We start from the raw sequence: 22,167 nt of genomic DNA, 5'->3' as shown, positions 1-22,167 counted from the left end.
TCAGAGTGATCTCAGAGTGGCATCACGGTCCTCGTCGTCAAGAAATCCTGCCGTTCGGTGGATGCCACGGCTTGCCAACTCGTCTTTGAACGCTTCAGTGGAGACGTCCGCGAGTTCGGCGGCCCTGTTCAGACTCACGGAGCCATGCCGGTATTTTTCGATTGCAAGAGAAAGTCGAAGGTTCGGCCGTCGGCGCAAGAGTTCCCCGAGAGCGTCTTCGAGAACATCGTCCGCGTCCTCGTAGCCCCCTACGGAGGCAATCGTCTCGACGTCATCGGTCAGGTCGCTCATCGACTGACAGTACGGTCGACATACGATTAAACACTGGGTTGGATCGGAACCTGTCCAATCGGGATCTCTTCGTGACTCTCCCCCGTAGAACTCGACGGCTGGCGAGTGAACGTGAACACGCCGGGGGATATCGAACGGGCAGAGGAGGCTATTAATAATCGTGATCAGGACAGCAACACATCGGTATCCGATGGGACCTGAACCGAGGCGTCGACGAACGAGTCGACCGTTGAGCGTAGCTCGTCGATGGCGTCGGCGGCGGCTGGATACAGGTGAGTGAGATAGAGCCGGTCGAGGTCGGCGTCTGCTTCGGACAGCGTGCGTCCCAGCGAGGTGGGTGTGGCGTGGTTCGATGGATCAGGATGAGAATCAGGATACGCGCAGTCGTGCAGTAGCACCTGACAGCCGTCGGCCAGGCGCGCAACGGCGTGGCTGGCTTCGGTATCGCCACTGAAGACGAACCGGTCGCCGAAGCGATACGCCAGACAGTACGCGGAGTGGTCGGTCTCGACGGCAGTGACATCGAAGCCGGCAACGGTGTGCGTTCCCGGCTCGATTTCGGTTACGTGGAGGGTGGCTCGATCCCAGAGCTCGTCGACAGCAAGGAGCTGGCGAAGCGTCGATTCGGTTCCGGGCGGACCGACGACCGTGCACTCCGGGCGGCCAGACAGAACGCGCGCCTTGACGATCGACGACAGATCTGCAACGTGGTCGAGATGGAGGTGCGTGAGCAGGACCGTGTCGATGGTCTCTGCTGGACGCGACAGCTGGGCCAGTCGCTGGAAGACGCCGTTGCCCGCGTCGACGAGCAACGATCGATCACCAGCCTCGAGCAGGATCCCGGTCTGGTAGCGCTCGCCTGTGGTCTGAGCAGCACCAGTCCCGAGGACAGTTACGCGCATACGGACTGTATCTCGGTCCGGCTACTCAGGATTGTCGGATGAGCGGATCTTATCGGGCCTCGTTCTGTCGGTACCACTCGATGAACCTGAGTCCTCTCAGAGATGGTACTACTCAATTGAGATAGGGGATTGAAGGAGATCCTCTATCCGCTATTCGGCTTCCGCAGGTGCCGCTTTCTCTTCTTTCTCCTGGAGACGCTCTTCGGCTTCATCGCGATCCTCGGGGTAGCCGACGTCGATCCACCAGCCGTCCAGACCGATCGCGTCGATGGTGCGGCCGGACTGGATCAGCAGGTCGATCGCCTCGCTGATCTCGTACTCGCCGCGGTTCGACGGCTGGACGAGCTTGCAGGCGTGGAAGATGGCCGGCGAAAAGGTGTAAAAGCCGGTCATCACGAGATTGCTCGGCGGGTCGTCGGGCTTCTCGACGACATCGGTGATCTCGCCGTAGCTGTTCGTGTCACAGACACCGTACCGGGAGGCCACATCCTATGAGACTTCCTCGACGAGGAAGGCGGCGTCGGCGCGAGACTCCTGCTGCCGGTGGACGACGTCGTCGAGATTGGCCTCGAAGATGTTGTCGCCGAGAATGAACTTGACGTCGTCGATATGCTCTTCGGCGGTATGTAGCGGATGTCCGAGGCCATTCTGTTCGCGCTGGTGGTGTATGTGAGCCATCCACAACGATCTACATACACTTCATATCAACAACTCAAAATTGTGCCTGGAAATGTGGATCTTGATCCAGACGTCGACGTCTGGCAGCAGGTCCACGTCGCCGACCACTTGGACAGTTAATAATGCCTTTCCAGTAGGTTAAACATCGTTGTTCGGATTGTCCGTGACGCTGCAAAGAGCGTGCCTGAATAGATAATCGCACCTGCTCCAACAAGGAGAACGACGTTAATCCAACTTTGTAACGGCACCATTGTGAGTAGTGCCAGTAGTACACCGTACATGCAGAGACCTGCGAACAGTTGGGAGAAAAACGGACGTGGGAGAAGCGTTGCTTGAGGTGCATGCTCTCTAACAACAACCGCTTGAAGCCCCCATCTAGTGAAAAATGTAAACGCCGTTGCGACGGCAACTCCGATCGGGCCAAGAAGATACAGGAGTGCAATTCCAGCAACAACGTTGAGCAGTGTCGTACTGGCGTAGATTTTGAGTTCAGTTCTGGGCAGGTCAAGTCCTCGGACAATCGCAGAGTGAACGGAGGCTTGGGTTTGTCCGATGTTGGCTAACGCAAGCCAGATGAGAAAGCCACCAGAACCGGCGTACTTCGAGCTGAAGACCGTAACAACAAGTGTTTCGCCGAACACGAGGGCCCCGAAGAAGACCGGAATCGCAAGGATAGATGTGAACGCGGTATTGCGGGAAATGTGTTCGGTGATGTCTTCTCCTCTACTGACAAGGTTGCTGATTCGGGGCATGAGACCGGCAGTGATTGATGACGTAATGACCAGAGCGGGTATTACGAGCTTGAGCGACACCTCGTAGAGCCCAACCGCACCTGTTGCAAAGACGAACCCGAGGAGAAGCTTATCGAAAGCGGATGCCACTTTGTTCACAATCCCATTAAATGTACTATACCGTGCGAATTCCCACATTGAACGAAGCGTGGCTCGCGATGGGATCGTCGGTCGAATATTGAGATAATAGAGTGCCGCCAAACCGGCTAGCATAGCTGCGATGATTGCTCCTGTAATGAGCCCGGTGATTTTGAATCCAGCGAGAATGAGCGCTATTTGAATTGCCCTTTCAATGGTGTTTCGTGCTGTGGAAAGCCACATTTCAATACCGGACTTGCCAGTGGCTGAAATGAGCGACAGGAAGATATTCGATCCGACATAGAACGGGAATAGAATTGCTAGCATCACGGGTAGATGCTGGGTGTTTGACTCTGGAAGGTAGTCTGCAAGGAAAATAAAAAGAGTAGTATATAGAAGCGTCGCGGCGAATATCGTGAGTAAGACTGCTCCGAGCAGTTCACTCTGGGGTGCATCTGTTTCAGAAAATCGCTTTCGAGCAGAGGCACAGAATCCAACAATCGGGCCATCTGCAATGGTGATTATTGCGATCAAAAAGAAGTATAGCCCGAACACTTCCGCGGAGAGAAGACGTGCAATGAGGACTGTTGTGAGGAATCCGATACCGAGTTGGGCGACCTGGGCGATGCTGCCAGAAATGACTTGCCACCGGTGGTTAACATCGCCAGCCTCGGTCATAGATAGCCCAGCTCTTCAAGGCGACTCTCAGTCTCAGGGTCCAGGTCGACCCGCTGTTCGTCGTCCATTACCGTGGATTTGTACTCTTGAATGTCGGTCTCGAATTGAGCGAGGATCTCTGGTGGAATCGGAGCGTCCTCTTTTTCCCAGTGATCATCCGTTTTATGTTGTACAAAACTGTCTCCGAGTGAGTCCCAGACGTATTTTGTCTGTGGATTGGTGTAGACGGCCCTGATGAGCCGGTCCCAGTATTTTTCATTGAGCTGAGGATTGGTGACACCAGCTCCGATTACCTCTGCCGGGACATGTGACCGGTGGGGCATCTCTGAAAATGGTGTGTCTCGAGCGATTGCTGTTATGAGCTCGCCAAGATCAAGATGGGAGAATACCTCGTTATATTCTGCGTCGAGCCAAGATGGAGCGTTAATGATCTCACAGGGAACGTGTAGGAGTGCTTCCGAGAGAGATGCCGTGTGGTTGAATAAGCGATCTTCCTCGGCGTAGCCGAGATTCTCACCGTGGTCGGCAGTCACAATGACCGTGGTTTCGTCATCGGTGTTTTCTTGCAGGTCAGTGGCGAGCTGTGTGACTTTCTGATCTAGATAGTCGATTGCAGTGGCATAGAGCTCTCGGTAGTGTTGGAGATGTTCTTGAAACAACTCATCGGTTTCGTCGGCGAGTATCATTTCCCAGTTCTCGAAATCGTTGGACGTCCAGGTATGTGGGACGTCATGCAGGCTGTTATCGAAGCCTGAAATGCTCTTCAGTGGGCCGTGTGCGTCCATGAAATTCATGAACAAAAAGAATGGTTCATCGTCGGGGACCTCTCGAGCGTGAGCACACATCCGACCTGCACCTTCTGTAAGTGGGGTCGGGATTGGTGCTTGTTCGAACAGCGACCTGGCTTTGAGTACAAGTCCATTCCCGATCGTTTGGAGTGGACTGTTTGAGGAGAGAGCCATCTTGAAGAATGCAGGAAATCGGGCTAGCCCTTCCTCTTCACGGTTGTGAATCCACCATTTGATGTTTTTCCCATCTGGGAAGTATTTGTCCGTTGAAACCGATATGAAGTCGTCGAAGAATTGATCGAACCCGAATTCCGTACTGGCGAATGCGTTCGCGCTAATACAGGCCGTGTGGTGTGAGAGCTCGGCAGTGAATGCGGTGTTCGGATCGATCGTTGTAAACGATTTATTGTGTGTATGAACGCCGTGTTGCGATGGAAGTTCACCGGTCATAATGCTTGCATGACTCGGGGTTGACCAGGACGATGCAGCGCGGCATTCACTGAATGAGACATCAGAGAGAGCCGTTAGCCGTGGGGCGTGTTTGTCGAAATAATCTTTTCGGACCGTGTCGAGGATGATGAGGGCAACGTTTCGTGTCATTGTGCAATATTTCGAACGGCGTTTTTGAAGTGTCGTGCTTGGTTTTCTTCGGTTAGCTCGGAGACAGCCTTTCGGTTTTCATGCCCAATGTTATTCCGAGAGTCGGGGTTCTTCTCAAGGAGAGTGTCGACAGTGTGTACGATCCCTTTTGTAGTGACTGGGGAGATGAATTCGGGAGCAAGAATCTCTTTGACGCCAACGGTTTCTGTGACAACAACGGGCAGTCCGGCTAGCATCGCTTCGAGGACAGCAACAGGGAATGCATCTCCGAGAGACGGTTGCAAGAACAGATCCGCTTTTTCGAAGTGTGTAACGAAGTCCGCGATCGGCACGAAACCGGGGGTGGTAATTCTGTCGTGGGAAGCGTATCCCATGCTGTCATGTCCGGCGCCAAGAACTGTTGCTGTCGCATCTGGACGGGTATCGAGGATGTCGGTGAGGACGCTGAACCTCTTCGATGGTGATGGTCTGCCGACACACAGGAGGTGTTCACCATCACTGTTGACCGGCAGTTCCTGAAGCCCGGGGTATTTTGCGTCGCTGATTGGTGGACGGACTATGTGCGTGTCTGCGGTGATGTATGGGTGTGTCCAGGAGGCGACAAGCTTACTGACGGAAATAATCCCATCAAGCGCCTGAGAAGAAAGTGGTTTGACCGCCTGCCAGAAGTAGTGTGAGTGTCTGTCGGGAAGTGTTTGGAAGGTGCGGTCAGCGCCGAGATAGATGGTTGTTGTAGCCGGTGAGAGTGTTCCTGTGACGAGTGCGGTTTGGAGCGGTGCCGAGCCTTCTGCAATCACAATATCGTACGTTCTGGCTGCGAAGCCCGTTTTGATGCGTTTTGTAAGCGACCCTTGATCGGATGGCTTCGCATCGGGTGAGATACCCTGTTCGAAGTGAAGGTAATCACAAGCAATGCTGTCACCGAATGTTTCGTGTGCTGGATGTGGGTTAGCGCCCTGATAGAGCATAACTGCATTCATTTTATTGCATAACGGCCATACTCAGTCATGTTACCAAATGTGTCTGCACGAACATCTGTAACGTCGGTAAATGCAGAATTCCAGTACGTGTCATCAGAGAGGAGCATACCAGCTGTGTTGAGGTACTCCCACGCAAGTTCGTATGTAAATACCATGCATGTAAGCGAATGTTCAGAGTCATGCAAAAACAGATCTATGTCACCAGCGTCAGCGAGCACCCCTGGTAACTTCCGTTGACTTTTCCCTTCTGTCACCTCCCATCTGTCGGTGAGCCTGTCAGGGACAATCCAGCCCGATTTCTTATCAGTTTGATTCACGTTACATGTACCCCAATTCTTTGAGTTGGTCTTCTCTGTCCTGTGAGATAGTGCGTGTCTCTATCTCGGGCTGGTGAGATCCCGTGTCTGTCGCTTGTTGGATATCCCACGGCACTCGACGCATTTTCGGATGGACAATCCCTGGCTTGTGTCCCCAGAACCCGTACTCGCCGAGCGCATTCCCGTGGTCAGCCGTGATGGCAACAGTTCCGTCGACATTGTCCAGAACTATTTCGACGTCGTTCCACACGTGTCGGAGATTGGCTTCGTAGGCTTCTCTGACCGTCTCAATGTCATCTCGAACCCCATAGAGGAACTGATCCCACAGGGCCAGCGAGTCCTCAGAAAAAGCCTCATCATCGATGATCTCCCAGGTCATCTCGCCACCTGTTTCTTCACTCGCTATGAACGGGTAATGTGGTTGCATGTAGTGCGCTATCGTCCGGTCGTGCCCTTCTCGGTGGCGTTTAATAGCATAATCTGTGATGGGCCGGGGCGGGATCGTTCCGCGTTCAGAATCCCAGTGTGTTTTCCAGAGTTCGTCGAGACACGCGAATTCATCTTCGTGTGCAAGGTTCTCCGAAAACGGGTTCCCGGTTACATATGCTGTCTCGGCCATCTCGTGCTTGTACTGCTCGGCAAATGTGTTCGTCATCCATTCACCAGAGGCACTGCCGACAGACCACAGTGGTTCGCCACGCCCAACGAACTCGTCATACATATCCCATCGGCAGGCATCCAAAATCAGGAGGACATCCCAGTCTTTCGAAAAGACATTCGTCCCGTATTCAGGAATATACGGCAGTTTCCCGGTTGCGCTCATAATAAAATCCGACCCAATCGCTGGGAGTACTGATGCGCCCTGTTCGCGATAGCGAGCTTTCGACTTACTGATAAAGTCTGTTAATGACATAGTCTGGTATAAATTTTGATGAGTTGGGTGGCTGTGGATTCCCAAGTGAATGTTGCCGCACGTTGTATAGGTTTTTTTGTTTGGGTGTTCTCGACGGCTCTATCAATCGCGTCTGCAATAGACGTGTGATCGTTTGGTTGGCAGTAGAACCCAGCGTCGTCAACAACCTCCGGAAGCGAATAGGCATCAGACACGACTGGTGGCGTTCCACACGCCATCGATTCGAGCGGCGGTAGTCCGAAGCACTCGTGATACGAGGGGAACAAGAACAGTTCCGCATTCGTGTAGAGCTGGGGGAGGTGCTCGTTCGGGACGTACCCAAGGAAGTGAACCTTGTCTTCGATCCCAAGTTCAGACACACGATCATGCATGTGCTCCCATCCCCCACCGCCAATTACGAGATCATGTTGTTGGGTTGATGCTGCATACCCTTTGAGGAGATTTTCAGGGTTCTTCCGGCGCGAGTAGGCACTTAGATGGAAAATGTACGGCTCCTCGACGAACTGCGCTGAAAGGTGGTTCGTGCTCGTGTCGGGAGCGAAACGCGGCGCTGGTGCATTGTGCGTCACTTCGACGTTGCTTAGCAACGGCGAGAATCGCCGCAGCATGCGTTGTTTGAGATCGTTCGAAACGAAACACACGGCATCGTACTGCCAGAGCTTGGCCAGATCAACGAGGCGCTCTTTGATGCTGTTGAGGTACGGATGCGCACCGTAATTCAGGGCAGGGATCTCCCACTGAATATCACCATGATAGGTGAGAACAGTCGGGACTGACAGTCGTTTGGGAACGGTTGTATCCATTGTCTTGTTCCAGTGCACGACCTCAACGCCGGATTGTTTCACGAATGCGTTGGCGTTCTTGGCCGTAACGTGGTCAAATTCAGTTGTAACAGGCTCCGAGGATCCATGAATCACTTCGACATCCTGCTTTTCGAGGGCACGTATTGTGTGTCGAAGACACCGCTCCGGGGCACCGTTATCATCTATGTTTGGCTCCCAGATCCCAACGCGTGCTGGAGTCATTATGACTGAATTGATCTACTGCCGTTTGAAGGTGTGCTCTCCGCCCGATGGAATTGCTTGGTCCTCGATCTTGGTCCGCCAGTTCTCTTTAATAATGTCTCGATTGAGTTTCGTACGGTAGCACTCAATAATCTTGGTTACCAGTGCTGTCGGTGCAACTGCCAATCCGACTGTTCCCCAGGACATACTATCGAATGGGTTTGTGCGTAGTGCCGCGCCACTATGGCTGAGAGAGGTGGCCCGGTCGCCATACCGCAGAAGCTCTTGGGCAGTCGTGACTCTGAGAGTCTGCAACTCCTCCGGTGTTAAGAGCTCTTCAATAGCACTGATTCCGTCTGCCTCGACTTTATCGTCGAAATCGTCTGGACAACGGTCTGTGAGTGTCCGAATGACTCCATATTTTCCATAGAGCTTTGTCCGGTACATCTCAGTTGCATAGACACTGTCAGGATTCATTTGCAGTACATAGAGCGGTTCATCGATATTCCGGAGTGGGTACTTCACAGCAAGCCGAGCCCATAGCTCGAGGTCTTCTGCGGTCGGGAACTGTTCACTGTATCCCCCAACTGTTTCAAATGGATCTCGTCTAAACATCACTGAACCGTGAATAAAGGGACTCGAGTCCAATAACTGGTCTTTCGATGGTTTGATCCGGACGTGTCGAACACTACGCAGAGACCCATCCGAGTCCGTGAGATACGCACCAGAGCCAACCAGGGCTGTTTCTGGATTTCTGTTCAGATAGGCTACTTGTCGTTCGAGTCGGGGTGGCATTGATCGATCGTCTGCATCCTGTCGAGCAAGCAGATCGTATTTCGCTTCAGTGACTCCGGTATTGAGTGCGCTTGGGAGACCCGTTGCTGTGTCTCGTTCAATAATCGTGAGGTCTGGAACCGCCGATTCGAACTGTCTCACGACCTCGATTGTGCCGTCATCAGAGCCGTCGTCAACAACAACGACCTCGAATTCGTCGTATGTTTGATTAGCAAGACTTTCGAGCGCAGTTGCGACCTGATCGGCTTCGTTGAGCGTCGGGAGAATAACACTCACCCCGGTGTTCATACGTGGACTTACTGGGCAGAGTACAGGTATGTTATTATCTCGCTCGTTATGGACTCGATTCGATCACGTCTTTGTGAGTGGCGATCAGTCGGCCGTTCACTTCGGCGAGTCGCATCGACGAGTCATCGATAAGGACTGTAGCCGGATTATTCGGATGCTTCAGCGGTCGCCGGATCCTCTGCTTTGTTCTGGAGCCGCTCTTCGGCTTCGTCGCGGTCCTCGGGATAGCCGACGTCGATGCGCCAGCCATCGAGGCCGATCGCATCGATGGTGCGGCCCGACTGGATCAGCAGGTCGATCGCCTCGCTGATCCCGTACTCGCCGCGATTCGACGGCTGGACGAGCGTGCAGGCGTGGAAGATCGACGGCGAAACATATGGAAGCCAGTCATCACGAGATTGCTTGGCGGGTCGTCAGGCTTCTCGGCAACGTCCGTAATCTCGTCGTAGCTGTTCGTATCACAGACGCAGTAGCGGGAGGCCTCGTCCCACGGTATGGTCACAATAGTTATAAAGTATATTGTCTGTTTGGTTGTGGTGGCTAATAAAAACGATTCGATCCGAATCCATCAGAGCGATTCACGAAATCGATATACGGACCCGAAGAGGGAGCCTCTACTGATACCGAAACTAATTAAATGATATATAGATAGCAGTCTCGCTCAAGTCATTCTCCTCTAGCAGATCAGTCCGGTTCGATGTTCACATGCGCAGATCTATGTGTTTTCGATAAGCACTCGTGCGTATGACCGCTGATCGGCTGACAGATCAAACGATTCTTGTTACAGGTGGAGCCGGATTCATCGGAAGCCATCTCGCGAATGCACTTGTTGCAGAGAACGACGTTCGGGTACTCGATAATCTAACAACTGGCGACCGAGCACACGTACCTGACAGTGCGACATTCATTGAAGGCGATATCCGAGACGATGAGGCACTCGCCCGTGCCACCGACGGCGTCGACGTGATCTTTCACGAGGCGGCCCTCGTCAGCGTTCAGGGCTCAGTGGAGGATCCGCTAACGAGCCACGAGATTAACTCTACGGCGACCCTCGAACTGCTTGAGGCTGCCCGCGCCGAGGATGCTCGCGTCGTGCTCGCCTCGAGTGCGGCGATCTATGGCCACCCGGATTCCGTACCGATCACGGAAACCGATCCCAAAGACCCGACGTCTCCGTATGGTCTTGGCAAGCTCTCGGTCGACCACTACGCTCGCCTCTACAACGAGCTATACGACCTCGAGACGATTGCGCTCCGCTATTTCAACGCTTTCGGGCCGGGACAGGTGGCTGGCGACTACAGTGGCGTCATTAGCATCTTCCTCGATCAGGCATTGGGCGGCGACCCGATCACCGTCAATGGCGAGGGCACACAGACGCGGGATTTCGTCTACGTCGACGATATCGTCCAGGCCAACTTGCGGGCTGCCACAACCGACGTCGTCGGCGAGGCATACAACGTCGGAACCGGCGATTCGGTCACGATCCGTGAACTGGCCGAGCACGTCCAGGCGGTTACCGATACGGACTCGGAGATCGTCTATACCGACCCACGGCCAGGCGATATCCAACATTCGTCGGCGGACATTTCGAAAGCGACCGCCGATCTCGATTACGAACCGACAGTCTCCTTCCAAGCGGGACTTGAGCGAACAGCGGAGTGGTACCGGAGTCAATAGCTGAGTAGCTCTGTAGGCCGGTAATCCAAAGGAATTGTCTTGTCGATCAATATGTCGCCCTCGCTGAATCTCGCATTCCTGGGCAACGGTTCTTGCTAGATTTCGAGATTCATTGACACACTCTTTCTACGGGTTAACAGATTATCGGAGCGTCGGCGGGTACGGCTTCGACGCGATACGACCAAGTTCGTGTTTCAGGACTATCAGTCGATTCCCGACCTGAGTGCTTGAGCCAACGCGGCCCTCCCGCAGGAACACACCGGCGAACGCGACGAGGCGTGGCTCTACGAACTCTTCGAGCGACTCGGCATCACCGACATCGCCGCCAAGCGTCCAGCAGCGCTCAGTTGGGGCGAGAAACAACTCGTCGGCATCGCATGGGCACTCGCAAACCAGCCCGAGATCGTGCTTGCGGACGAGCCAACCGGCCACCTCGACCCCGGAGACAGCACAGCAGGTGCTCGAACTGCTCCAGGAACGCAGGAGATAGTGACGACCACCACGTCGTGATCAGCCACGATCCGGCGATTGCAGAGCGCTTTTCAACGCAGTATCGACTCGTCGACGGACAGATCGTGGGTAGTTCTTGAGTTCTCCGCCGAGATAGGTATGATAGATTAGATAAACGTCAATAGAGGTAACCGACGCACCCACAATACCCAATTTGCAACAACGTTACTGTTCAATACTGTTAGATTTTGGCCGAACGTTTGATCTCGAAAGGGTCTACTCTGACCATCTTATGCTGAAAAGACGCGCCACCACCGTCTTCAGACTGTGGAGGGTGTCAACATGGTGTCAGAGTCACAAATATAATATGTAAAACTGATAGTCAAAATTAGTTAATACAGACAACTTTTTATATCTACTTTGGATTCCCGTCTACTATGCAAAACAACCGCGTGCTAGTCACCGGTGGCGCAGGATTTATTGGATCAAATCTCGCGAACCATCTGGCCGAGGAAAACGATGTTGTGGTCGTAGACGACGAGTACTTAGGAACGCGAGAGAATCTCGACGACGCGGTCGAATTCCACGACCGAAGTGTCGTTGAAGAGGATTTGCCAACAGACGTGGATGTCGTCTTTCATCTCGCGGCACTCTCCTCGTATGCCATGCATGAGGAGGATCCGACGAAGGGCGCGCGTGTCAACGTCGAAGGATTCGTCAACGTAGTCGAACAAGCTCGGAACGACGGCTGTGAGACCGTTGTCTACGCTTCGACCTCGTCGATTTACGGGAGTCGAACCGATCCGTCTCCGGAGGACATGCCTGTGGGGGTAAACACCGGCTACGAAGCGTCGAAACTCGCACGCGAGCGGTACGGTGAGTACTTCTCGAACCATTACGATATGGCCGTCGCCGGGATGCGGTTTTTCTCCGTGTACCAGGGCTACGGGGGTGCAGAAGAGCACAAAGGTGAGTACGCGAACGTTATCGCACAGTTCGCTGACGATATCTCGAACGGCGACGCGCCAGTACTGTACGGCGACGGAACCCAGACGCGAGATTTCACACACGTCAATGATATCGTGCGGGGGCTTGAACTCGCCGCTGAACACGAACTCAATGGGATCTACAATCTCGGTACCGGCGACACCTACGATTTCAAAATGGTCGTCGAGATGATCAACAACGAGCTGGGCACCGACGTAGAGCCCGAATACATCGAGAACCCGATTCCAGACGACGTGTACGTCCATGATACCTGTGCTGACTTCTCGAAGATGACTGAAGCTACCGGCTGGGAACCACAAATTGACTTTGAAGAGGGCATCCAGAACGTTTGCCAACAGTACAACAGCTCTCAGGAGCAGCCCCAACAGGTCAGAGCCGATTCAGGTGATTGATAGAACTGGTCATACCGTCCTCTGACTGACCAGCTATGTGCCCCGCAAAAGTAACTCAAATTATGTGCGTTCATATAGTAGAGCTGATATTTATGACTCGTGGTGGTCACAGGCAGATGAATGTTGATGCGCGGTAAATCCAGCGTCCGATTGACGATGCCGGCTCACCCCGTGTTATAATCCGGTATTATATTATAACAGCTCTGCTGTAGCCTGACGTACCGCCGCATTACTCTCTATTTCAGGTTCCCATCCGAGTGCGGACAGCTTCTCGATTGATAGTCGCATCTTCGGTACATCACCAGTCCATCCACGCTCGCCGCCAGTATACTCGTACTCCGGATTGAGGCCCAGTTCGTCACTCACGATATCCGCGATCCGATTCACCGACGTCGTCGTCCGTGTTCCCAGATTATACGTGTTCAGCGAGCTGTCAGTGTTCTCGATCACGTGAATCATGGCGTCGAGACAGTCCTCGATGTGCATATAGGACTTCTCCTGGAGGCCGTTACCCAGAATCGTCAGCGTCTCCGGCTCCTCACGGAGTTTCTCGATGAAGTCGGGGATCACTGCGCCGATCAGTCGTGGTCCGACGATGTTTGCGAACCGGAACGTCCACGCCGTAAAGTCGTGCGAATGTGCGTACGTCGACACAAGCCCTTCATCAGCTATCTTACCCGTTCCATAGACACTAATGGGCTCAAGTGGCGCGTAATCCTCCGGAGTTGGACGTGGTGCTTCGCCATACACCGTCGACGACGACGTGAACGCGATATTCGTCACGCCGACTTCGCGCATGCGTTCGAGGATCGTATGCGTCATTGTCGTATTTGCGGCGAACTGCGACTTTGGATCCTCATCGTTGACGCTCTTGTGCGCGGCCAGATGAAAGACGAGGTCGAGATCGGAAGTCACCGCCTTGGCAACGCCGTCTTCGGTGGTAAGATCGGCCTCAATAAACTCAGCGTCTTTCGGCACCCACTCACGTCGGCCATTCGAACAGTCGTCCGCGATACGGACTTTGTTACCATCAGCGAGCAATCTTGCGACGAGATGCGAGCCAATGAAGCCTGCCCCACCTGCGAGGAGAATCCGCTGTCCTGTGAGATTCATATCTTCCGTTGGAGCAAGCCCGATAAGGTAGTTTTGGTCACAGGACGGATGATCCATCGACCTGCGACTCCAATTCAATCACTGGAGTGAGGTGAGAACGCAGTGTAGTTGGGGTCATCAGACAGGTAGTTCACTCGAAGTAAACTACTGAGGTAGATATTCGGTTTCGTGTAATCGTGGTTCGCCTTCCGTAAAACGTCACACACTCCGAGAAAGTCCACGCCCGAGTTCCCTACTCGGCCGCTTCAGCAGTCGCCGCGTCCTCTTTTTTCTCTTGGAGTCGCTCTTCGGCTTCATCGCGATCCTCGGGGTAGCCGACGTCGATGCGCCAGCCATCGAGTCCGATCGCGTCGATGGTCCGTCCACTCTGGATCAACAGGTCGATTGCTTCGCTGATCTCGTACTCGCCGCGATTCGACGGCTGGACGAGTTTGCAGGCGTGGAAGATGGCCGGTGAGAACGTGTAAAAGCCGGTCATCACGAGATTGCTCGGCGGGTCGTCGGGCTTCTCGACGACATCCGTAATCTCGCCGTAGCTGTTCGTGTCACACACCCCATATCGGGACGCCTCGTCCCACGGCACTTCCTCGACGAGGAAGGCGGCGTCAGCACGGGATTCCTTCTGCCGGTGGACGACGTCCTCGAGGTTGGCCTCGAAAATGTTGTCGCCGAGAATGAGCATGAAGTCGTCGTCGATATGCTCCTCGGCAGTTAGCAGGGCGTGGGCCAGGCCGTTCTGCTCGCGCTGATGAGTGTAGGTGATCGGAATGCCCTCCCACTCGTCGCCGTAGTGTTCGATGATGTCCTCCTTGCGATAGCCCACGACGACGACGAACTCCTCGGCGCCGAGTTCGGCGAGGCGTTCGAAACAGTGGGTGACGATCGGCCGCCCGTTCACTTCGACGAGGCCTTTCGGTTTGTCGTCGGTGAGCGGGCGCAGGCGCGTTCCCTTGCCGGCCGCGAGTACGACTGCTTTCATACCCATAGGAGGCTACTACTCCGGTAAATATCTTATTATGATATCATGTGTCAGTGATACGTTCGGGGTGTCGGGCTCGGAGATAGATCGCGGCGTTATTGCTCGGTGCGTCGTCGCTTCGTGATGGCTTTTGGAATCTTCACCTGATCGAAATACGGCTCGATGAGATACCATCCCAGACTCGCCGTGATCGCGGCCGCGTTGACGAAGCCGTCGACGAGGGTCATGTGCCGCTCCGGGACAAAACCCTGAGCGACCTCGATCCCAGCCCCGTAGGCGGTCGCAAGGACGAAGACGAGGAGCGCCTTGCGTCGCCGGGAGAGCGATCGGTCAGTTAGTGCGTACGCGACCGAGAGCCCGAGGACGAAGTACGCGAGGAGGTGGCGGGCGGTTGGGAGTTCGAGCGAGTCGGGAGCGCCGGTTTCGGGTGGGATGACGAGTACGGAGAAGTAGAAGATGATCCCACAGACGATGGCGACGGCGAGCAGTCGCACTCGTCGAGGGAAGACGGGGAGTGGGAGCGCCATGCCGTGGTGTTGGTCGGAGTGAGGGAAAATAGCTGTCGGATTTATACGGATTGGGGTGACTTACACTTCAAAAGCCCCTGGCGCGCTCGACTCCCGCGGCTCGCTGCGCGCTTCGGCCTCCGGCCTGCAGTGCTTGTTGCGTGACTCGCTACGCTCGTCACGCGACGTTCGCCTCACGCCGTTCGGCTCACCGTCGCCGGGGTTCGCCGAGCCCGCCAGCCCCTTTGAGTCCCACCCTGTGGTCTCTGTAGGAGCGCACATGCTGGTCATAATGTCGGGTGTTTTGACCAAGGTTTTTATCAATCTGGCACCATCTCCGTGTATGAGCGACCGACTATCGGTCGATACGACCGGGATCAAGCTCGCGCTCCTCGTCGGTGGCGGGCTTCTGTTGTTCATCTTCGCCGGGCAAGTGCTGCGCTTCATGAGTCGGATGGTCGCCTGGGGCTCGTTCGTGTTGCTCGCCGCGCTCGCGATGTACGTCGCCTACGAAGTGTACACGGGCTGGACGGCAGGTAGTGAGTCCCAGCGGAGTGTCGAGACGTCCCGGTCGAAGCCCGCGGATCCCGTGAGTGACGTCAAGACCGAGTACGCCGAAGGGTCGATGTCGGAAGCCGAACTAGAGGAGGAACTCGATCAGTTACTCGACGATCAGCGCGAACGGGAGCGTCGAGATATGAGCGAGCTCGAAAAGGAGCTGTGAACAGCAGCTATTGGTGTGATGAATATGAAAGCTCCTAAGCGGCTTCTGGAAGAGATCGACGAACTGGCCGAGGAACTGGAGTATAGCAACCGTTTGAAGCTCATCCGAGAGGTGTTGCGCGACCCCACGGAGCCGATCCTGACCCCCGGCGCACAGGAGGGTATCTCGGAGGGCTACGCAGACGTTGCGGCGGGGCGGACGTTGTCCACGGACGAAGCGCGCGAACGCCTCGGCATCGATCAAGAGTAGCGTCCCCCGGCTACTGGTCGTCGGAAACAGACCAAAAGAACAACAGTTTTTGGGCTGGTAACCGACTTCTCCTGTAATGCAGGTACTCGTCACTGGCGGCGCGGGCTTTATCGGCGGCCACATCGCCGAGCGAATGGCGAACAAGGGCCACGACGTCAAGGTGCTGGATAAGTTCGTTCCCTACTACGACTTAGGGATCAAAGAACACACCGTCGACGTCGCACGGACGGCAGCCCAAGAGAACGGCGGCTCGTACGAACTGATCAAGGGCTGTCTCACGGATGCGGAACTCGTCGAGGAGGCTACCAACGATATCGATGTCGTCTACCATCAGGCCGCACAGGCTGGTGTGCGCGCGAGCGTCGACGAACCGAAGACGGTCAACGAGTACAACGTCACCGGGACGATCAACGTTCTGGAGGCCGCCCGGCACCACGACGTCGAGCGCGTGGTCGTCGCGTCGTCTTCGTCTGTGTACGGCAAACCCGAGTATCTCCCCTACGACGAGGATCACCGAACCACGCCCGTGTCACCCTACGGCGTCTCGAAGCTCGCGACCGAGCAGTACGCGCGTGTGTACAACGAGATCTACGGCCTGCCCACGGTTGCCCTGCGGTACTTCACGGTGTACGGCCCGCGGATGCGCCCGAACATGGCCTTCACCAACTTCGTCTCGCGGTGTCTTCACGGCGAGTCGCCCGAGATCTACGGTGACGGCGAGCAGACGCGTGATTTCACGTACGTCGACGACATCAAGCGCGTCAACGAGCAGCTGCTCACCGACGACAGCGCCGACGGCGAGATCATGAACATCGGGTCGACCGACAACATCGACATTCTCACGCTGGCGGAGGTCGTGCGCGACGAGATCGATCCGTCGCTGGAGATCGAGTTTACCGACGCGCGCAAGGGCGATGCCGAGCACACCCACGCGGATATTGCGAAGGCCAACGACTTGTTGGGCTACGAACCGACCGTCGACATCCGCGAGGGAGCCCAGCAGTTCATCGACTGGTACCGGGCGAACGAGGCGTGGTACGATCCATTGGTTCGGAATTCATAATCTGGTGCCGTTGCGGACTGGGAGCGTCGTCCAGCGCCGAGGCGTATGAGGAATCATGTTGTAGTATTTTCCACCCCGATTTTCCTGTGATAGTATTGTCAAAGCATTTATGAGAATTGAGATGCGTGTGGTTAAACAATGCTTACCGGGTGGCCGTATCGAATTACAAGTGCTATCGGGACCGTTATATTGACCCTTACTGCCGTTCTCGTGGCGAACCATCCGGTGCCACAGCGGCTGTTCACCGAGTACGTACCGCTGTTCAATCGGCTGGAGCCAATCGTGCTCTGGGGCAGTTCGCTCGCGCTGGTCGTCGGCCTGACGGTCGGGGCCGTGACGCTTGCGTTGATTCCGCTGTACAAGCCACGCCCACGGCGAGTGCTGGATACAGTTGCGCTAACCGAGAAACGTCTCGTCGCGAGCGGGCTTGCGCTCGCCGCGATCGGCTTTTTTAATTTCTCGTATCGCGTCCCGCGTGCGACGCTCGTGATGACGGTCGGCCTGCTCGGGCTGGCGCTGCCCCTCTGGTTCGTCTGGATCCGACACCGCCCGGATACGGACGGCAGTCGGACGATCGTCGTCGGCGACGATCCCGCACAGATCGAGCGCGTCGTTCCGGATCTGGACGGGAACGTGCTCGGCTATCTGTGTCCGACCAGTGTGCTTGAACCGATCTCGAAAGACGATCTATTTGATTCGAGGGACGGGGAGGAAGTCCCAGTCGTTACCGACGGCGGGATGATCTATCTGGAGCGACTTGGTGGGCTTTCACGTCTCGAAGACACACTCGTCGAGTGTGATATCGATACGGTAATCCTGGCCTTCCGACAACCCGACCGGGCCGAGTTCTTTGGTGCACTCGATGCCTGTCACGAACACGGTGTTAACGTGAAGGTTCATCGGGACTACACTGATAGTGTTCTCGTTGGTGAGGGGGCTGTTGGTGATCTGGTTGATGTGGATCTGGAACCGTGGGATCCGCAGGACCACTTATTCAAGCGGGTGTTCGACGTGTTCTTTGCGTCTGCTGCCCTGTTAGCGACGTTACCAGCGATCATTGTAATTTCTACCGCGATCAAGCTCGAGGACGGCGGATCGATCCTCTACGGACAGCAACGGACAGCTACGTTCGGCGAAACCTTCCAGATCTACAAGTTTCGGAGTATGATCGAAAACGCCGAATCCGTCTCCGGGGCGAAGATTAGTGAGGAAGATGCTGGAGGCGTAGATCCACGTGTTACCCGCGTCGGGCGTGTTCTTCGGAAGACGCATCTCGACGAGATCCCACAGCTGTGGTCAATTCTTATCGGCGACATGAGCGTCGTCGGTCCACGACCCGAACGACCGAAACTTGATTCGGACATTCAGGAGGGTGGTGTTGATTGGGAAAAACGATGGTTCATCAAACCAGGACTGACAGGGCTCGCACAGATCAACGAGGTCACTGGCCACGAGCCCGGTCGAAAGCTCCGCTATGACATCGAGTACGTCCGAAAACAGTCGTTCTGGTTCGACGTAAAGATCGTGGTTCGGCAGCTCTGGATGGTTGCCATGGATGCGATGGCGTTCGAACGCGGTGCGGAACCACCAAGTGAGACTAAGACAGAGGGCCAAGATGCGAACAGTGGAGACGACTGAGACGCCGCAATTCGATGTGCTACTATGCAAGATCACTCAGAGATACGTAACGAGACAGTATTAGTCACCGGTGGAGCAGGATTCATTGGAAGCCACCTCGTCGACGCGCTGGTTGAAGAGAACGACGTCCGAGTTCTCGACAACTTCTCCTCGGGGTCCCGTGAGTATCTGCACCAGGACGCCGAGCTAAACGAGGGTGACATTCGAGACGAGAAACTGATCTCGGAGGCAATGAGTGGTGTCGATATCGTGTTTCACGAGGCTGCTGTTGTGAGTGTTAGCCAGTCCGTTGAAGAGCCTACAGAAAGTCACTCGGTGAATATAGAGGGAACGCTGAACGTCCTCGAAGCGGCACGGGCTGAGGATGCTCGCGTTATCCTCGCGTCAAGTGCGGCGATCTACGGTCACCCCGAATACGTTCCGATCGACGAGGGGCATCCGACCGAGCCCAGTTCCCCCTATGGGCTTGAGAAGGCAACTGCGGACGAATACGCACGTCTGTATCACGAACTGTACGGTTTGGAGACAGTTGCACTGCGGTACTTCAACGTATATGGCCCACGGCAGGCCGGTGGGGATTACAGTGCTGTGATCAGTATTTTCCTCGAGCAAGCACGTGCAGGCGAGCCGATCACCGTGAATAGTGACGGAGAGCAGACACGAGATTTCGTTCACGTATCCGATGTGGTGCAAGCAAACCTGTTGGCAGCAAAGACTGATCACGTTGGAGAGGCGTTCAACGTCGGGACTGGATCCTCTGTGACGATTCAGGAGCTAGCGGAAACGATTCGGGATATTGTCCGCGGAGAGTCAGATATAATTCATCAAGATCCACGACCCGGCGATATCGAGCACAGCCGAGCGATCTCTCGAATATCCAAGCAGCTATGAATTACGACACGACGATTAGTCTCATAGACGGACTTACGACACTGGTTCAGGAGTCTCAGTGATGGCTCGTGATCTCCCGGAAACGGATTCACCGATGCGGATCCTTCGAGTCGCACAGACCGCATACCCTGACGTGAAAGGTGGCGGTGCGTATCACGTCCATGCTATGAGTCGGGATCAGGCAGCGATGGGCCACGACGTCACGGTACTTACGATACACCGCAACCCGGACAAACCACAGTTCGAAACACGTGACGGATACACTGTTGTGCGATACGATCCGACAGTAAACTTACTCGGGAATGATATCTCAACTGGCGTTGCACAGTACCTGAAAGACGCTGGGGACTTCGACGTGATTCACGCCCATTCGCATCTGTACTTTTCGACGAACCTAGCAGCGTTGAAGGCGTTCTTAGGTGATATCCCGCTGGCAATCACGAATCACGGCCTGTACTCACAGACGGCCCCCGAGTGGGTTTTCGAGTTGTATCTGAAGACGATTGGGCGATGGACATTCAACCAAGCAGATGTGGTATTCTGTTATACTGAGGAAGACAGGGAACGCGTTCAAGAGTACGGAGTATCAACTAGGATAGAAGTTGTGTCGAACGGTATTGATATTGAGCGATTCACGCCTCATGGACGGGCTAGCGAGAAGATAGATCATCGTGGTCCAGTAATCTTATTTGTCGGTCGTTTGGTTGAGGGGAAACGACCGCAAGATGCAGTAAAAGCGATTTCAAAGCTCTCGAATGAGAAAGATATAAAACTATATCTAATTGGAGATGGCCCAATGCGATCTGATTTGGAAAAAATAGCTGATAAAAAAATAGAATTCCTCGGACAACTCGCCTATGATGAGATGTGCAAAATCTACCGATCTGGCGACGTGCTGGTGTTGCCGAGTCGCGCTGAAGGACTGCCTCGAACTGTGTTAGAGGCGATGTCGTCGGGAATCCCTGTCGTCGTAAGTGATCTGGAGCAAGTCACACCAGTGGTCAACGGTAGTGGTGTAACGGTTCCAGTTGGAGATGTCGATGGTTTCGCGTCAGGTATTGACACGATGATACACGAGGACTATGACGAACCGCGGGCGCAAATTGAAGGATCGTTCGATTGGGCTGAGACAGTAGGACGAACCACTGATATATTGGGAAGTATATTATAGCCAAGTTCCCGGAATACGTGAGAGACCTGAGAAAGGTCCGACGAGTTTTACGTCTTAGTATCGTGCTAATTCGTAGGGAAGCACGCGATTGGTAGTGAGAGATGGGATTTACAACGAGGGATGGAACTGACCACCACCCGCTAGAACACTGACTCGATCAATCCCCGTAGAATTGTAAAGAGTGCATCGATGGAACAACCATTGGGATTGTTATAGATTGGTGTCCTTACCAGTACGATCCCAATTTGAAGTCCCACTCGACCGGGTAAAACCTCTCTGTGCCTGCAGCAGGAGCTAAGGTCATCTCTCCAAAGTAGATCCTGTTGTCACTAGTATGGTACAGGTCTACGCGAACAAACTCAAAATCTTCTCCCAGCGTTTCAGCAATTTTGATCATCTCGTCCAAGCGATCTGGTTTATCAATTGTCGGTCCTAATGGGTAGTCCAATCTAAAGTCGCAAGCATTCCATTCTCTGTCAAAGAATCTTCGCGACCTCTCAGCTGAAAACCGGTTGAAATCAACATGTACGAATTCGACACGACCATTGAAAACGTAGAACTTGAAATCAGGAGGTATATCATGTTTTGGGTCATCGATATATTCCTCAATGACCACCCGTGGTTGAATTTCCTCATACCAATATTCTCTGGATTTCTTTCCGAACGGTGTTTCGAGCCATGATTTGCATTTAGATTCGATCAGATCAAAGTCATACTCCCGGTGGTCGTCTACTACAATCGTCATACCACTTCCGTGGGTAGCTTTAATAACGAATTTTTCCGGGAGTCCGTTTTTGGGTATTTCCCCCGATGATTCGCCGACAAAGTAGAGATCTGTCAATAGATTTTCTCCCACCTTCTGTTTAACATACTCCCTAACTGAATACTTATCAGATACCGTCGAGAATAGTTCGGCTCTTTCACCAGATAGCTTTCGCGAAATGATTTTTTCGCTGAATGACCGTGGTTCCTCGAGTTGTGGCCAGTATCCCAGAACAGGTGCAGCCATCAGCTTTTCGTGAGTTTTAGGAGACAAGATTTTTGAAAAAACTGGATAGCCTGCCTTCTGAATCGTAAAACGAACCCCATGTCTAACTGTCGGGATAACTCCTCGATGTCGTGCTGTTTTTTGAAGTTTAGCAAGATACGTCATAAGTATTGGAGTAGTTGCTTCTCAAATATAGGTGTTGAATTCGGTATTCC

Annotated in this window: 22 protein-coding genes and 2 pseudogenes; 9 read left to right on the top strand and 15 right to left on the bottom strand. The window is 54.3% G+C overall.

Features of this window, described 5'->3' with window-relative positions:
- The 11 genes and pseudogenes from ACFQL3_RS04880 to ACFQL3_RS04830 form a co-directional block, all read right to left on the bottom strand.
- Positions 1-291 (bottom strand): UPF0175 family protein, encoded by a 291-nt coding sequence (locus ACFQL3_RS04880; RefSeq protein WP_377051922.1) that lies wholly within the window; start codon positions 289-291, stop codon positions 1-3.
- Positions 292-455: 164 nt separating this feature from the next.
- The gene (locus ACFQL3_RS04875) at positions 456-1,193 is read right to left on the bottom strand and encodes an MBL fold metallo-hydrolase (RefSeq protein ID WP_377051920.1); all 738 of its coding nucleotides are present in this window, start codon (positions 1,191-1,193) and stop codon (positions 456-458) included.
- 150 nt (positions 1,194-1,343) lie between these two features.
- Positions 1,344-1,856 (bottom strand): annotated as a pseudogene (locus tag ACFQL3_RS04870) (sugar phosphate nucleotidyltransferase); the annotation flags it as partial.
- A gap of 131 nt (positions 1,857-1,987) precedes the next feature.
- Positions 1,988-3,418, bottom strand: a complete 1,431-nt coding sequence (locus ACFQL3_RS04865) for an oligosaccharide flippase family protein (protein ID WP_377051918.1) — start codon at positions 3,416-3,418, stop codon at positions 1,988-1,990.
- Positions 3,415-4,806 (bottom strand): sulfatase-like hydrolase/transferase, encoded by a 1,392-nt coding sequence (locus ACFQL3_RS04860; protein ID WP_377051916.1) that lies wholly within the window; start codon positions 4,804-4,806, stop codon positions 3,415-3,417. Before ACFQL3_RS04860 ends, ACFQL3_RS04865 begins: the two co-directional genes overlap by 4 nt.
- Entirely contained in the window at positions 4,803-5,774 is a 972-nt protein-coding gene (locus ACFQL3_RS04855; RefSeq protein WP_377051914.1) for a glycosyltransferase family 4 protein, read from the bottom strand. Before ACFQL3_RS04855 ends, ACFQL3_RS04860 begins: the two co-directional genes overlap by 4 nt.
- A gap of 8 nt (positions 5,775-5,782) precedes the next feature.
- Positions 5,783-6,103 carry a class I SAM-dependent methyltransferase gene (locus tag ACFQL3_RS04850; RefSeq protein WP_377051912.1) on the bottom strand — a complete coding sequence of 107 codons (321 nt, stop codon included), beginning with the start codon at positions 6,101-6,103 and terminating at the stop codon, positions 5,783-5,785.
- Between the two features lies 1 nt (position 6,104).
- Entirely contained in the window at positions 6,105-6,926 is an 822-nt protein-coding gene (locus ACFQL3_RS04845) for a hypothetical protein (protein ID WP_377051910.1), read from the bottom strand.
- 80 nt (positions 6,927-7,006) lie between these two features.
- Positions 7,007-8,041, bottom strand: coding sequence for a glycosyltransferase family 4 protein (locus ACFQL3_RS04840; RefSeq protein ID WP_377051908.1), 1,035 nt, complete (start codon positions 8,039-8,041; stop codon positions 7,007-7,009).
- A gap of 15 nt (positions 8,042-8,056) precedes the next feature.
- Positions 8,057-9,103, bottom strand: a complete 1,047-nt coding sequence (locus ACFQL3_RS04835) for a glycosyltransferase (RefSeq protein WP_377051906.1) — start codon at positions 9,101-9,103, stop codon at positions 8,057-8,059.
- 146 nt (positions 9,104-9,249) lie between these two features.
- A pseudogene (locus tag ACFQL3_RS04830) lies at positions 9,250-9,599 on the bottom strand (sugar phosphate nucleotidyltransferase); the annotation flags it as partial.
- Positions 9,600-9,847: 248 nt separating this feature from the next.
- Here ACFQL3_RS04830 and ACFQL3_RS04825 point away from each other — a divergent pair.
- The 3 genes from ACFQL3_RS04825 (at position 9,848) to ACFQL3_RS04815 (ending at position 12,630) form a co-directional block, all read left to right on the top strand.
- Entirely contained in the window at positions 9,848-10,780 is a 933-nt protein-coding gene (locus ACFQL3_RS04825; protein ID WP_377051904.1) for an NAD-dependent epimerase/dehydratase family protein, read from the top strand.
- Positions 10,781-11,089: 309 nt separating this feature from the next.
- Positions 11,090-11,290: an ATP-binding cassette domain-containing protein gene (locus ACFQL3_RS04820; RefSeq protein ID WP_377057016.1), complete on the top strand. Its 201-nt coding sequence runs from the start codon at positions 11,090-11,092 to the stop codon at positions 11,288-11,290.
- A gap of 377 nt (positions 11,291-11,667) precedes the next feature.
- Entirely contained in the window at positions 11,668-12,630 is a 963-nt protein-coding gene (locus ACFQL3_RS04815) for an NAD-dependent epimerase/dehydratase family protein (RefSeq protein WP_377051902.1), read from the top strand.
- A gap of 192 nt (positions 12,631-12,822) precedes the next feature.
- Here the strand turns inward: ACFQL3_RS04815 and ACFQL3_RS04810 are convergent, their stop codons facing one another.
- From ACFQL3_RS04810 to ACFQL3_RS04800, 3 genes are all read right to left on the bottom strand, one after another.
- Positions 12,823-13,743 (bottom strand): NAD-dependent epimerase/dehydratase family protein, encoded by a 921-nt coding sequence (locus ACFQL3_RS04810; RefSeq protein ID WP_377051900.1) that lies wholly within the window; start codon positions 13,741-13,743, stop codon positions 12,823-12,825.
- Positions 13,744-13,975: 232 nt separating this feature from the next.
- Complete coding sequence (gene aglF / locus ACFQL3_RS04805; protein WP_377051898.1) at positions 13,976-14,722, bottom strand: UTP--glucose-1-phosphate uridylyltransferase AglF; 747 nt, start codon at positions 14,720-14,722, stop codon at positions 13,976-13,978.
- 95 nt (positions 14,723-14,817) lie between these two features.
- On the bottom strand, positions 14,818-15,249 hold the full coding sequence (locus ACFQL3_RS04800) for a VanZ family protein (protein WP_377051896.1): 432 nt from the start codon (positions 15,247-15,249) through the stop codon (positions 14,818-14,820).
- Between the two features lie 322 nt (positions 15,250-15,571).
- Between ACFQL3_RS04800 and ACFQL3_RS04795 the strand changes: the two genes are divergently transcribed.
- From ACFQL3_RS04795 to ACFQL3_RS04770, 6 genes are all read left to right on the top strand, one after another.
- The gene (locus ACFQL3_RS04795) at positions 15,572-15,952 is read left to right on the top strand and encodes a hypothetical protein (RefSeq protein WP_377051894.1); all 381 of its coding nucleotides are present in this window, start codon (positions 15,572-15,574) and stop codon (positions 15,950-15,952) included.
- A gap of 18 nt (positions 15,953-15,970) precedes the next feature.
- Positions 15,971-16,201, top strand: coding sequence for a ribbon-helix-helix domain-containing protein (locus ACFQL3_RS04790; protein WP_377051892.1), 231 nt, complete (start codon positions 15,971-15,973; stop codon positions 16,199-16,201).
- Positions 16,202-16,277: 76 nt separating this feature from the next.
- A complete protein-coding gene (locus ACFQL3_RS04785; protein WP_377051890.1) occupies positions 16,278-17,264 on the top strand; it encodes a GDP-mannose 4,6-dehydratase in 987 nt (328 codons plus the stop codon).
- 138 nt (positions 17,265-17,402) lie between these two features.
- The gene (locus tag ACFQL3_RS04780; protein ID WP_377051888.1) at positions 17,403-18,902 is read left to right on the top strand and encodes a sugar transferase; all 1,500 of its coding nucleotides are present in this window, start codon (positions 17,403-17,405) and stop codon (positions 18,900-18,902) included.
- 24 nt (positions 18,903-18,926) lie between these two features.
- Positions 18,927-19,793 (top strand): NAD-dependent epimerase/dehydratase family protein, encoded by an 867-nt coding sequence (locus tag ACFQL3_RS04775; RefSeq protein WP_377051886.1) that lies wholly within the window; start codon positions 18,927-18,929, stop codon positions 19,791-19,793.
- A 94-nt stretch (positions 19,794-19,887) separates the two neighbouring features.
- Positions 19,888-20,964 carry a glycosyltransferase family 4 protein gene (locus tag ACFQL3_RS04770; RefSeq protein WP_377057014.1) on the top strand — a complete coding sequence of 359 codons (1,077 nt, stop codon included), beginning with the start codon at positions 19,888-19,890 and terminating at the stop codon, positions 20,962-20,964.
- A 226-nt stretch (positions 20,965-21,190) separates the two neighbouring features.
- Here the strand turns inward: ACFQL3_RS04770 and ACFQL3_RS04765 are convergent, their stop codons facing one another.
- The gene (locus ACFQL3_RS04765) at positions 21,191-22,117 is read right to left on the bottom strand and encodes an ATP-grasp fold amidoligase family protein (RefSeq protein ID WP_377051884.1); all 927 of its coding nucleotides are present in this window, start codon (positions 22,115-22,117) and stop codon (positions 21,191-21,193) included.
- Positions 22,118-22,167 lie beyond the last annotated feature (50 nt).

This window comes from Natronoarchaeum sp. GCM10025321, from assembly GCF_042663585.1.
In the GTDB taxonomy this organism is placed as follows: domain Archaea; phylum Halobacteriota; class Halobacteria; order Halobacteriales; family Natronoarchaeaceae; genus Natranaeroarchaeum.
This window is presented reverse-complemented; position numbering and strand designations above follow the sequence as displayed.